Raw genomic sequence first — 12,567 nt, 5'->3', positions numbered from 1 at the left:
CATTAATTAAATTAGGAAAACAAGATGAGAAACGTAAAATTAAATCCTTGTCATAATCATTGTTCATTGCTGAGTACAATCTCTTGCAATAACCTTTCCACCAATTCCAATTTTTTCTATTCCTTCAGCGCCCCATGCGCATCATATTTTTTCTTTTTTTCATTTTTTCGATTTAGCCCCTTTTTTAGCTAGGGCTAGACCTGCTTCTTGAATCGCATAGCTAGCTTTGTCTATTGCACGAACTGACTTTTGTTTTGAAGTTGGCTTTTTGTTCAATGCAATGCTCTTGTAGAAGACTTTAAAATGTTAAAAAAAAGAGTTTATTATGACCGGTTTAAAAAATTCGTATAGTCACACTTATGCTACAATGCAACGTGCTGCTGTTGACTTAAGTTTATCGGAAAACCCACTTGGACCTTCTCCTAAGGCAACCGAGGCTATCATAAATGCAGCTGGAGTATTACATCTATATCCTGATGAAGAAAAGACGTTAATTGCTTTGCTTGCTCGTCATTACAATATTGCAGAAGATTCTATCTTGCTGGGTGCCGGAGCGAATCAGCTGCTTGAAGATTATTTAAAAGTATTTGCTTTAAACAAAAGCATAGTTGTTCCTTCAGCAACCTTTCCTGAATCTGTTGCTTGCATGGACACATTAAATGGTTCAGTTAGGATTGTTCCTCTTCATTGCGACTTAAGTTTAAATCTTGATGCTCTGCGCAAAACTTGTACATCTGATACGGCATTAATTCATCTATGCAATCCCAATAATCCGACTGGGATTTGGACTGAATGTAGCCAGTTATTAGAGCTTGCGGAGTTATCTCCAGTACCATTGCTGATCTCCGAAGCAGGAGCAGACTTCGTAGGGAAAACAATCATCAACCCATCTTTACATCCGAACATTATTGTTGTGAGGTCATTTTCAAAAGCCCACGGATTAGCGGGACTGCGTATTGGTTATAGCATTGCATCCTCAGAGAAGATCTCTCAAATGAAGTCTAGTTTACGCTCTTATCGGGTCAGTTCTCTAGCTATTTCTGCGGCTATAGCTGCACTACAAGATCAAGAACATCTTCAAAAATCAATCGCCTACATCTTGCAAGAAAAGACCTGGTTGATGAACGAAATGCGTGCATTGGATTTTAAAGTCATACCCTCGCAGGGGCAAACATTCATCGCCCAAGTACCTAGCAAATTCGGCAATGCCAATCGCTTTTGTAGTATCGCAAAACAATATGACATGGCTGTAGTCAATTGTTCATTGTATTCGGGATTGGATCAATATATTCGTATTAGCCCACAAAAACACGCAATAAATAAAAAATTTATTTTAATTTTAAAAAAAATACAAGGAGGAAAATAAAATGAGCATAAATACAACACAAATCTTATCACAAGGATTATCTCTAGTAACTTACAATCGAGATACCATATTAGCACCAAAAGATAATCAATTAAATATCTTCATGGGAATCGGTTTATGGTCTCTAAAAGATGGCCTAAGTCAAGGGTTGCCTATAGATGTCATGCAAATGTTGTTATCGGCGACTATGATGAGGTCTCAAATATTAGAAGCAAATCGGGGAAAATCTTCGAAAATTATTGTACTAATAGCCGATAGCATGGCTGTCCGGGAAGGAGCAGATCGAGAAAAGATTTCCAAGCTAGTTGAAATTTATAAAAGAAGCCTACGGCCAATATTAGATTTACTTAACTTAACAGAATCTTCTGAGGTTATTCTATCATCTGAATTAGAAAGATGTAGCCAATATCAAGAAGCCCTCGAATCTGTCGAAAATTCAAGAATTGTAAAACAGTTAAGAGTAGAAGATGAAGCGCACTATGCTTATGTCCGCACTCAAACTGCGATCACCCATTACATGAATAAATACGAACATGCAGGAATAAAAGTAGGATGGATTTGTGCTGAATCTAGTAAGAAATTAATGGGTCGAGTATCGGCTCAATCTTTAAAGCAATGGGATGAATTAAAATTCGATCGTTGGTGTGAAGAGATTTGCGAAGATTCTACCATGCAATATTTATACGCAAAAGCAGGCCTAAAACAGTCGGGAAAAGAGAAGAATATTAGTGTCAGTGAAGGCTGCCCTTATACTGCTTATTCTAAAGATCAGCGATACATCATACGGACACAAGATAAAAAAGACATAAAAACGATTTGCCCAATTCAAAAGAAAGTAGCTGCTCATTGGAAGGGTGTTGCTGAAGTTTGTTCAAGTCTTATACAGGCACACCTTGTACATTGTATGCTTTTGCCTGAAGATTGCATCAAAAAAAGCAATGCTATAGCCACAGTATACAATATGTTGAATCATTGGGCAAATCCTCCGGTGCTTTCCCCTAAAATAGTTTGTGAAGAATTGGTTTCCCCCCTCCAATCAGATTTTTTATCAAATTATGATCCAGCGATTGAAGATTCTTATAGGCCATCAATAATGCTTGAAATGCCTGAAATGGCTGTGGTTAAGAGCATAGATAAACCAAGAACTCGGCCAAAATGTGTATTGCTTTAAATTTTTAGAGGAAAAATCATGTATAAACAATTTGGAGCAATACTCCTTGTAGCAGGAACTTGCATTGGTAGCGGCATGATAGCCCTACCACTGGTACTTGCCAAATTAGGCCTTATACCTAGCATACTACTCATGGTAATGATATGGTTCATCATGTATTACACTTCGCTAGTCCATCTGGAACTCAACTTGCAGGCAGGTCATGGGCTTTCTTTAGGAGCATTAGGAAGATATTTTTCTGGAAGAACTGCAGAGTTAATAGGGACAATTAGTCTCAAATTACTTTCTTATTCATTGCTAGCTGTGTTTATTTATGGAGGATCATCTATCCTGAAGGAACTAATTGCATCAAAGATGGTAGTTGAGTATTCCTTCAACAATATAGCCACTTGCTACACCCTTCTTTCAATCACCTTGCTTTTGTTACCAATAAAATTAATCGATTATCTCAATCGTTTTTTATTCGTGAGTTTACTTACTGTGGTTGCGATTTTACTTGCTGGTATAGTAATAACAATTAATTGGTCTGAATTGCCGCTATTTTCTGAACAGCATAGTGACCTATCAGTATGGATGGCGATAATACCCGTGGCATTTACATCTTTTGGATTTCAAGTCATCTTTCATACGTTAACCAATTACTGCCATAAAAATGTAAAAATGCTTAAACAGGCGTTCTTGTGGGGAAGTTTAATTCCGGCTATTGTTTATATCGTTTGGACCTGTAGCATTTTAAGCGTAGTATATCAGGATAATCCACAATTCTATGACCAAATGGCAGGAGGAAAAGCCGAGGTTGGGGAATTAATCCAAGTACTTAGTGGTATTGCAAAATGGCAATCGGTCCAACTTTTAGTCTGGTGGATATCAATGCTTGCCATCGCTACATCAGTTCTTGGTGTCGGTTTAGGCCTTTGTGATTCAATTAAAGGAATGTTATCCAAAAAAGTGCCGAATACTGCCATTCGCAATATACTTGCTTCTATAATTACAATATTGCCTGCTTATTTAGTGGTGATGTATGTACCTAATGCGTTTATAACTGTTTTGGGGTTTGCTGGTATGATTTTGGCAGTGATCGCTATCTTATTGCCGGTCTATCTGTTTTGGCAAATTAAGGGCGGGCAATTGTATTATTCAGAGTTAAATAGAAAATACTTGCTTCATTTCTCTGTCGTGGTTGCTATGACAGTCATTATTTGTGAAATATTTAACATGTTGTAATATTCCCACAAATAGAAATAGATTTTTTATGCAAATGGTAATGAATTTAGCCGCTCGCGCAAGGGAAATCTTCGAGAGAGCTCTGAAGTGGATGAAAAACGCTATTTTAAATTTTGTGTTTCAGAACTTGAAATTAGACGGTAAAAGTTTATCCATACAGACATGTGAAATATTACTGTTTTAGTAGACTAGAAAGAAGTGTCTAGAGAGATGGGGGTGGTTGGATTCGAACCAACGAAGACCGAAGTCGACGGATTTACAGTCCGTTGCAATAGGCCGCTATGCAACACCCCCTGTAAAGGTTTGCTGGCAGTAGGACTTGAACCCACAACCGCCTGATTACAAGTCAGGTGCTCTACCAGTTGAGCTATACCAGCTAAAGTATGCGCAAGTTATAACAAAAATCATCTTTTCCACTCAAGCATTTTATAAGAGAAAATAATAAAAGCTTGCCCTAGGTAATAAAGAAAATAATTTAATTCATTAACCCGCTTGTAATCATATATTTATACCCCTAATCTGATTTTCATAATTTGGATAACATTTATCTAAGGGTATGAAAGATGACTGTCAGCATTTATTCCTGCAGAACAGAACTTATAGAAAAAGAAACTCTACCACAACCTCTCTTAGAACCTCAAGAGTGTATTAACTATACCCTTCAAGAGCTTGTAGAAATAGCTAGAGCTCCCTTCACTTTAGAGCTTTGGATGTACGCTGAACTAATCACTTGCTTGAAAGCCAAAGCTTCTAGCTGGGTCGAAAATAAAAATTGCAGCACTACAGTTCAAAGCATTTTTTTGAATATGGCCGAATATCTTAAAAACACTCGCGTATTAGAAGGCGCTCTTGGTAGAGTTCTATTTGGAAAAAAAGACGCCTTAGAGTGGTATCGGAAGGATGCACATAAAAGTTTTTTTGATTTCCATGACCTTTTTTATCAAATGAAAAGGAATCAGGAAAAGGATCCGGACACAGGCTTTCTTTACCGCATAAATTCCGTCTCAAAGGGGCGAAAAATCAATTTTCTTTTGTTACAAACAAATGATAGATACTTGATTTTAGAAAATCATTTTGATGATATTCTTCCTTTTTCCTCTCCGAAGAGCTTTGCTAACTTAGCTGCATTAAAAAAATGTCTCCATAGCTTAAATATTCCCTTTTTTTTCGCCGACTACAAAAGATTTTCATTCTCAAGCGCCGCATGCGAGATTGAAAAAGCCAAAGCTGATTTCATCAGTCAAAAATGTTCCGATCGAATTTTTTTAACCCCTTATTCTTGTCTTCCCCTTGGCTTTAAAACGCTTGCGAACGTTCGTTTCTTAATTGAGAGGCCTCTTAAAATTTTTGATGCGGAATCAGGTCTTGGATCTCATCTGCTCACTCTTTTAGGATCGGTTGATACGGCTTGTTTAGAGCCTGAACTTTACTTGTTCGATAGAGGCATTAAACTTTTAACTTTAATTGAAGATCGAAATCCAAATGACGTAGATTACATCTTGACCATTCCCTCAACTTTAATCTCTCACTGCAAAATTAATACTCTTGCTATCTCCTCTCTCTTTTTAGGACCGGCTAAAGTGATTGATAACTTTGTCCATAAAATCACAAGTTACAAAGCTTTTTCAAGGGCCTTAAAACTTGGAGAGACCACTCTTCTAGATAGTAAAGATTTGGATCAATATAGGCTTTATATCGTTCGTTTGAATTCTTGCTACCTGGCTTCAAAAGTGGCGAATGAAATTTTTGGAGGCCACTTTTTTATCGTCTTGCAATTTTCAAGATTTAATGAAAGTAAAAATAAAATTGAACCCGTTTATCGCCTCTATAACTCTTTTCTTGCCACCGCACATCCGGCAGGGCGGGAAACAGCCGTCCCCTATTGGAATCGTACCTTCACGAGAGAGCAATTTAATTTATATTTCAAGCGCAGATTTAAACAAATAACAAGCGCAACAGAATGGACGCGAGCTGTTAATAGAGCGTTTAAAGACCTCTTCGGCAGCTTTCAATTTTCATTGACAGAACATCAGTTTTTATACGGAACGGTGCCTCTTTCATTTATTGAACTTTCAGGCAACGCGAAAGATAATCTTACTATAGAGCAAACCGAATTTGAAAAAAAATACCCTGAGATTCAAGTAAGACTTGCTTCTTGCGAATTTTTTCAAGCGAACTTAAAAGGCTTAGCTGCTTTTAGGATCATTTTTAAACCAACTCCCCATCTCGAGAGAAAGTTCATTGAATAATAGTTGAAAGGATTTAAAAACTGATTTAATAAACCAGCTTGAATAGCTAAAAAAATAGCCGATTCGGTTTTTTAGCTTTATTAGAGTTGAGCCAAGCACCTTTATTATATTGAGAAAAGTAAGGCCTTTGATTACTTTTTTAAAAAAAGAATTAACCTTAAGCCTATATAGATTGAATTGATTTTGAAATTTTTGACGAAGGGCGTTAATTGTTATTTTTAAAAAATTGTTAGCGGTATGAAGAGCCTCTGCAACCCTTCGATAGGATTTTTGAGCAAGTTGAATGGATTTTGGAATAAAAGGCAATTTTTTACAAATCCAAGGCCAAGCGGTTTCCTTTAACCAGCGTAAAAAACGATGCCACTGATTTGAAACAGTATTTTGAGCTACTTTGAGGCGTTTTGAAACCTTTTTACCAATAAAGGAGGCGGCTTCCTTTACCTTTTGACTTGCTTTTTTTCCCTGTTTTTCAAAAAAAGAAATTGCTTTCGTTAATGTTTTTCCCACTCTCTTAGCTTGAGCGCTTGCCCACTTAATTCCGGGTCCCACCCATTTTCTACTTTGGCGGTAAACCTCTTTGGCCATATTTTTTGGAATGGAAAGCAAGTTTTTGGCAGTTTTTAAACCACTTTTAATATTTTTTAGAGGATTAAAAACTGAGAAATCATAATTTTTTAAAAGCTCAAATTTTAAAGTCGGAAGGGGCATTGAAAAGGACGAAAAACTCATTAGATCAAGACTAAATTTCTTTACTTTCGCTTGAGCTTCTGAAATCGGATGTTTTATTTGCTTGGCAATATCAATGATTCGTTTTTTTAGCTTTTCAAAAGACCTTTTCATACCTTCGCTAAAGGATTTTAGAAGCGCTTCAGCTTTCTTTTGAGCAACCTTAGCTCCTTCCCTAATTTTAACGAGAGGGAAATTCAAAACTTTTAAGGCGTTTTTGAAAAAGGAAAGCTCCCCTTTCTCAAGTTTTGTCGGAGTCCATCTTATCATTCCTTGAAGGTCTCTAAGGGAAGCCGCAAGTTTTTCATAAAGTGCCTGCAACATTTTTTGAACCAAAGATTGACCTTGATTCAAAACACCCATCATCGAAGCAAAAAGTTGAGGGACAGCTGATACTAAAACCCATTTCGGGAGGGAATAGAGTAAAAGATAAGGAGGCGCTGCAATCGCAAAAAAAACAAAGCGGCCCGCTTTTCCAATCTCAACGATGCGGTCCTTCGGAACTCTAAAATCTGAGGGTTCGACTTTGGGCGGTGCAGGAGTATTTTTAGCCTCGGAAGTGCTTATAGTGTCCGGGGCAGATGATTTATTTTGAATAGGAGCTGTTTTTACCTTGCCGGGAGCGTTCTGGATTGAAAAGAGATCCGCCGAGCCGTCATAGCGCGAAATTGAATCCCCTCTAGGCATAGAAAAAATCTCCTTAATTTTTCTTACCTTAAAGTATAACATCTTAATAGTTATTTTACAAGGATTTGGTAAATTTTTATTTTAAAGCGAGAATAAAAAAGAGGCCCTCTAGAAAAAGCTTCTTAAAGAGACTTCTAATCTAAAATTCTTTCCTTAAAAATCCTTGCGAAAGAAAAAAAACTAGACTATACTTTGGGTCTCAATTCAGGAGAATATCATGACGCGGATGAGCAAACAAAACGAAAGACGGATGCAATCTCCTCGCAAGCATCGCAAGCCGTCAGCAAAAACTGGCCCTTTAAAGGATAATTTGCCAAAAGGGTTTAAAGAAAATTCAAACGCCTTGCAAGGTGACCTTGCTAAGTCAGCGTTTATCCCCAAATTTAAATAATTTAGGTTTAACAATGTCAAGACATCCAAGCTTCGGGAAATCCAACAAAGGTACGCAAAAACGAAATGTCGTTAAAAGATTTGAGCGTATCGACATCTTAAAAAAATTAGGTCGTTGGGAAGAAGGCAAAAATAAGCGCGTTACTGGCCTCCCAAAAACGCCGGTTGCTTAAAATTATAACTCGCCGTTTTTGCGGCGAGAGATTTAACCCTGTGAAAGTACTCGTTCAAAATAATCAAAAAGACCTAAAAATCAAAGCTTTGCAAGTGAAACAGCTTGTTAAAGAAGCTCTTGATTTTAAAAAAGTGCCGACTAAAACGGTATCGATCTATTTTGTTACAAAAAAAACAATTTCCGCTCTTCACGATGAGTTTTTTAACGACCCCTCCCCCACCGATTGCATCTCTTTCCCCCTAGATCCAAGTGATGATGAACCGGATGAGCTTAGCTGTCTTGGTGAAATTTTTGTCTGCCCGAAGGTAGCCATAGAATACGCAAGCTCCGAAAACCTCCCCGTCAATGAAGAGGTTTCCCTCTATATAATTCATGGCCTTTTGCATCTTATCGGCTATGATGATATAACGGAAATTGAACGCAAAGTGATGCGGTCGGAAGAAAAAAAAATTATGAATCATTTAAAAAAACAAAAACTGATATTAGAAGTCTAATACCTGTCTTTCGGAGGCCTTTCTGTCACCGTTTTATTTTACTTTAATAGCTTTTATATTCCTCATAGGAGCTTTCTTTCTAACGGCTTTAAGTTCTGCTTTAAGAAGCATCCATGAAAAAGAAAGCATCAAATGGCTGAAAATGCTTGGAAACCGATTTTTCTACCGTCCTTTCCACAAGCTATTTTTTCCAAACGAAGAATATGAAGGTCTTTTTTTTGCGACAACCTCAGCTCTAAACATCTGTCGATTTATTTTTGCAGGAAGCGCGACAACCGCGATTTTGCTCTCTACGGCAAGCTGGACTTCCAATCATGAAATACAATTTAATCCTCTCGCTCTTTCCCTTTTACTGCTCCTCCTTATCGGCTCTTTTGCCCTTTCGGATTGGCTGCCAAGAATACTTGGAACAAAATACCCGGAAAGCACGTTAAAAAGGGTCACCCCTATCGCGTCCCCCTTTCTATTTATCGCCTTCCCCTTAACCTACCTCTTTTTAAAAATTACAAGGATCTTCTCAAAGACGATCTATTTAGATACGGCGGGCGAGCCTGAAACCCTGGCTAAAAAGGAATTGATGAGTATTATCCGTCAATCCTCCCTAAAAGAAGGCCTCGATAATAACGAAAAAAAATTAATAGCCTCCGTCCTCTCTTTTTGCGAGCATTTAACCCGCGAGGTTATGGTTCCAAGGGTCGATGTCTTTACACTCGAGAGTACAAAGTCCATAAAGGAAGCTGCGAATTTACTTGAAGAAGAAGGCTACAGCCGAATACCTGTTTATGATGAGACGGTAGATAACATCGTCGGGATATTGATGTACAAAGATATTCTCAGTAAATACATGGAATATGCGGCTAAGAATAACGACCCGGCTGTTTTAGAAGCCCCGATATCAACCATCATGAAGCCCGTGATGTATACTCCCGAAACTAAAAAAATATCTTCCCTCCTTCAGGAATTTCGAAAAAAACAAGTTCACCTAGCTATTGTGGTTGATGAATATGGCGGTACAGACGGCATCATTACCATAGAAGATATTCTCGAAGATATTGTCGGTCAAATAGCTGATGAGTATGACGAAGAAGAAGCCTTGTTTATTACGCAAGCCGACGGCACTTGGCTTGTCGATGCTAGAATGAGTATTCTAGATATCGAAGAACAGTTAGGCATTACGATCCCGGAAGAAGGTGAATACGATACCTTGGCAGGCTACCTTTTCCATTGCGCCGGTGAAATTCCTCCAAAAGGGTTTATTATCGATAGCGATGAATTTACGTTGGAAGTGATTAAGTCAAATGACAGGCTGGTTGAAAAAGTCAGAATAAGACCAAAAGTACAGTATGATAGCGAAGATGGAGATGTTCTTTCCTTAAAACAGGATTAGTGTCATAACCTAGAATCTCCAGAATGATGAGTGGGTAGCGTAAATGGATGACGATCTTTTCTTAGCCTTTATTCTTACAACAGGTGGATTTTTCTTCGGCATCCTAGCGCTTCTTATCTATCAAAAAATCAAACTTAAAGACTTCCATACTCTTGCCCAATCTATTTTAGCTAAAGCTGAATCAGAATCATTAAAAGAAAAACAAGCCAAAGACTTTGAGATCAAGCAAAAAGAGCTTTCCTTTAAGGAAAACTTGTATGCCATGGAGCAAAAAGAAAGGCGAAAATTAAAAGAAGAAGAAGATCGGTTAAAGGTCAAGCAAGACAACATAGAATCCTACCTCTCCTCCCTCGAAAAAAAAATGCAAGAAATTGAAAAAAAGGAATCCTTCTTAAAAGAGAAAGAAGAGACTTTAAGAGATCTTGAAGCTTCCCTTTTGAATAAAAAAAAGGAAATCGAAGGTTCTTTAGAAAAAATTTCTGAAATTTCGAAAGAAGAAGCGAAGCGTCTATTCATCGATAGAATTGAAACGGAGTTAAAACAAGACAAAGAGAAAGCGGTTCAATTATTTTCAGAGGAATTAGAACAGCAAAAAGAGGCTCTTGCAAAAAAAGTCATCGTAACAGCTATTGGAAGGGTGGCCCTAGCTTGCGTCTCTGAGTGTACCGTATCGACAGTGCATCTTCCGGGTGAAGAAATAAAAGCTCGCATTATTGGAAAAGAAGGCCGGAATATTAGAACCTTGGAGCGTATTTCAGGGGTTAACTTTCTTATTGATGATACTCCTAAAGCCATTATTATTTCGGGCTTTGATCCCTTTAGGATTCAAACGGCAAAGCTTGCTTTAACTGAACTTGTATCTGATGGCCGCATACACCCAACCCGGATTGAAGAGGTGTTTGAGAAAGCGAAAGAAAATTTGGAAAGCAAGCTTTTAAAAACCGGAGAAGAGGCTGCTTTTAAAGTGGGTATTTTCAATCTCTCTCCGCAATTGACAAAGCTTCTTGGGCATCTTTCCTTAAGGTATAGCTTTGGTCAAAATGTCCTTGAGCATAGTATAGAAGTCTCCCATCTGATGGGGCTAATGGCAGCAGAACTTAATTTAGATGTTAAACTCGCAAAACGAATCGGGCTTTTGCATGACATCGGTAAAGCGCTCACCCATGAATTTGAAGGCACTCATGCTTTAATTGGGATGCAGATGGCCCTTAAAAATGGGGAATCTATGGAAGTTGCCAATGGGATAGGATGCCACCATCAAGAAATTGAACCGATAACCCTTGTTGGAAGCTTAACCTCTTCAGCTGATGCTTTATCTGCGGCCCGCCCCGGTGCAAGAAATGAAGCTGTTGAAGACTACATCAAACGTCTTGTTAAATTAGAAGAAGTGGCCTCATCTTTTAGCCAAGTGTCAGAAGCCTATGCTTTACAAGCCGGCCGCGAGGTCCGCATTTTTGTTAAGCCCGATCTTGTCGATGACAACAGCTTGCCGGATTTAGCTCGTGAGCTAAGAAAAAAAATTGAGCTCAACGTCAATTACCCGGGGAAGATCAAGGTCTCCGTCCTAAAAGAGAAAAGAATCGTCGAATACGCAATGTAGCTTAAGGCATAAACTTTAAGCCCGCACCAACTCTTGACTAAAATGAAGTAGCTTTTCATTAAAGTGCATGAATCACACAAGCTTTTATAAAAGGCGAGCCACGTTCACTCGATCCACGATAAGTAATTCATTAATGCCATTTTGATTAAAAAGATCAAGGAGTACGCCTGTCCCTTGCTCCTGCTTCAAGTCCATTTCTTCTTGATATAAAGGGACCACACTAAAAAACTGAATGTGTTTTTCTTTGTTTATGGACAGCTTTTGAAATTCCTTAGGCATATAACAAGGAGGAAGAATGATGGTTCCACATAACAACGTATTGTTTGAAAAGGAGGCAAACGAATCCCCATTAGGGATCGTATGTCCAAATCCAAGCCACGTGCCATATGAATGAGGAAAGTGGGCTAGATATCTTAATAAATCAATGGGCCAGTGCCATTCTTGTTGATTCTCCCCAACTATTTCGAAGGATTTCGGCATCTGCCAATTAGATGGCAGCACTAACATTAATTCGATATAAGCCGGCACATCAGCATTTGGTGTATTCATTGGAAGGTCGCTCATTCCAGAGGTAATAAGTACATGAAAAGGCTTCTCCTCTGTTGCTTTGATAATCAAAACATCTACATGCGGCGGCTCTCTTGAGACCTCATGCAGCACACCATCTACTTGTCCAAAAAATTTTTCCACATGGCGGGAGAGAATGTCATAAGTATTTTCATCGGAAAGCATCAATCTACTATTATTTTATTAATATAAGGATTAAAATATAAATTAACCTGCCATTTTAATAGAAGTTCCTGTTTACTTCAAAATGTTTTATCCTATCTAGTCATTTGATTTGGTAAGTAACAATTTTTCTCTAAAATCTGAACTCTAAGTCTATTTTTAGATTAGCGGTTCCCAATAAATCTTTTGCGCACCGATTTCTATAAGATCACTTTTAAGTCTATGATAGGTTGGAAAATAGCTTTCCCACTTTATATAAATTTTTACATGAGTACTGCTGAAAAATTTTATATAGAAAATATCTCCCGCTCTGTTTCCATTTTTAGTTCACTCACTACTTTTCTGTTTACAGTTAAAAAAAGAACTGTC

Annotated in this window: 11 protein-coding genes and 2 tRNA genes; 9 read left to right on the top strand and 4 right to left on the bottom strand. The window is 37.9% G+C overall.

Features of this window, described 5'->3' with window-relative positions:
• Positions 1–325: 325 nt before the first annotated feature.
• The 3 genes from CSEC_RS01880 to CSEC_RS12925 are packed head-to-tail and all read left to right on the top strand — an operon-like array spanning position 326 to position 3,761.
• Positions 326–1,366 carry a pyridoxal phosphate-dependent aminotransferase gene (locus CSEC_RS01880; RefSeq protein ID WP_041016744.1) on the top strand — a complete coding sequence of 347 codons (1,041 nt, stop codon included), beginning with the start codon at positions 326–328 and terminating at the stop codon, positions 1,364–1,366.
• Between the two features lies 1 nt (position 1,367).
• Positions 1,368–2,537 (top strand): hypothetical protein, encoded by a 1,170-nt coding sequence (locus tag CSEC_RS01875; protein WP_041016743.1) that lies wholly within the window; start codon positions 1,368–1,370, stop codon positions 2,535–2,537.
• Between the two features lie 18 nt (positions 2,538–2,555).
• A complete protein-coding gene (locus CSEC_RS12925) occupies positions 2,556–3,761 on the top strand; it encodes an amino acid permease (protein WP_079977941.1) in 1,206 nt (401 codons plus the stop codon).
• A 211-nt stretch (positions 3,762–3,972) separates the two neighbouring features.
• On the opposite strand, the gene CSEC_RS01865 is transcribed toward CSEC_RS12925, so the two are convergent.
• A tRNA-Tyr gene (locus tag CSEC_RS01865) sits at positions 3,973–4,055 on the bottom strand.
• Positions 4,056–4,065: 10 nt separating this feature from the next.
• Positions 4,066–4,138: transfer RNA gene (locus CSEC_RS01860), tRNA-Thr, on the bottom strand.
• A 186-nt stretch (positions 4,139–4,324) separates the two neighbouring features.
• Between CSEC_RS01860 and CSEC_RS01855 the strand changes: the two genes are divergently transcribed.
• A complete protein-coding gene (locus tag CSEC_RS01855; protein ID WP_041016742.1) occupies positions 4,325–6,010 on the top strand; it encodes a hypothetical protein in 1,686 nt (561 codons plus the stop codon).
• Here CSEC_RS01855 and CSEC_RS01850 read toward each other — a convergent pair.
• Positions 5,948–7,423, bottom strand: a complete 1,476-nt coding sequence (locus tag CSEC_RS01850; protein WP_041016741.1) for a hypothetical protein — start codon at positions 7,421–7,423, stop codon at positions 5,948–5,950. The genes CSEC_RS01855 and CSEC_RS01850 overlap by 63 nt on opposite strands.
• Positions 7,424–7,640: 217 nt before the next feature.
• Between CSEC_RS01850 and CSEC_RS13305 the strand changes: the two genes are divergently transcribed.
• From CSEC_RS13305 to rny, 5 genes are all read left to right on the top strand, one after another.
• Positions 7,641–7,814, top strand: a complete 174-nt coding sequence (locus CSEC_RS13305) for a hypothetical protein (protein ID WP_202593674.1) — start codon at positions 7,641–7,643, stop codon at positions 7,812–7,814.
• A gap of 13 nt (positions 7,815–7,827) precedes the next feature.
• Positions 7,828–7,986: a small basic protein gene (locus CSEC_RS12920; RefSeq protein WP_079977940.1), complete on the top strand. Its 159-nt coding sequence runs from the start codon at positions 7,828–7,830 to the stop codon at positions 7,984–7,986.
• Positions 7,987–8,026: 40 nt separating this feature from the next.
• Positions 8,027–8,482 (top strand): rRNA maturation RNase YbeY, encoded by a 456-nt coding sequence (gene ybeY / locus CSEC_RS01845; protein ID WP_041017199.1) that lies wholly within the window; start codon positions 8,027–8,029, stop codon positions 8,480–8,482.
• A 142-nt stretch (positions 8,483–8,624) separates the two neighbouring features.
• Entirely contained in the window at positions 8,625–9,869 is a 1,245-nt protein-coding gene (locus tag CSEC_RS01840) for a hemolysin family protein (protein WP_237559193.1), read from the top strand.
• A 43-nt stretch (positions 9,870–9,912) separates the two neighbouring features.
• Positions 9,913–11,469: a ribonuclease Y gene (rny, locus tag CSEC_RS01835; RefSeq protein ID WP_041016739.1), complete on the top strand. Its 1,557-nt coding sequence runs from the start codon at positions 9,913–9,915 to the stop codon at positions 11,467–11,469.
• A gap of 84 nt (positions 11,470–11,553) precedes the next feature.
• Here rny and CSEC_RS01830 read toward each other — a convergent pair whose 3' ends face one another.
• Positions 11,554–12,129, bottom strand: a complete 576-nt coding sequence (locus tag CSEC_RS01830; protein ID WP_161780942.1) for a suppressor of fused domain protein — start codon at positions 12,127–12,129, stop codon at positions 11,554–11,556.
• Positions 12,130–12,567 lie beyond the last annotated feature (438 nt).

It is taken from the genome of Criblamydia sequanensis CRIB-18 (genome assembly GCF_000750955.1).
Lineage (GTDB): Bacteria > Chlamydiota > Chlamydiia > Chlamydiales > Criblamydiaceae > Criblamydia > Criblamydia sequanensis.
The sequence above is the reverse complement of the archived record's forward strand: the minus strand, read 5'-3'. Positions and strand labels throughout refer to the sequence as shown.

Coding starts and splice junctions, on each gene's coding strand:
- CSEC_RS01880 (WP_041016744.1), top strand. CDS start 326: ATGACCGGTTTAAAAAATTCGTATAGTCACACTTATGCTACAATGCAA.
- CSEC_RS01875 (WP_041016743.1), top strand. CDS start 1,368: ATGAGCATAAATACAACACAAATCTTATCACAAGGATTATCTCTAGTA.
- CSEC_RS12925 (WP_079977941.1), top strand. CDS start 2,556: ATGTATAAACAATTTGGAGCAATACTCCTTGTAGCAGGAACTTGCATT.
- CSEC_RS01855 (WP_041016742.1), top strand. CDS start 4,325: ATGACTGTCAGCATTTATTCCTGCAGAACAGAACTTATAGAAAAAGAA.
- CSEC_RS01850 (WP_041016741.1), bottom strand. CDS start 7,423: ATGCCTAGAGGGGATTCAATTTCGCGCTATGACGGCTCGGCGGATCTC.
- CSEC_RS13305 (WP_202593674.1), top strand. CDS start 7,641: ATGACGCGGATGAGCAAACAAAACGAAAGACGGATGCAATCTCCTCGC.
- CSEC_RS12920 (WP_079977940.1), top strand. CDS start 7,828: ATGTCAAGACATCCAAGCTTCGGGAAATCCAACAAAGGTACGCAAAAA.
- CSEC_RS01840 (WP_237559193.1), top strand. CDS start 8,625: ATGCTTGGAAACCGATTTTTCTACCGTCCTTTCCACAAGCTATTTTTT.
- rny (WP_041016739.1), top strand. CDS start 9,913: ATGGATGACGATCTTTTCTTAGCCTTTATTCTTACAACAGGTGGATTT.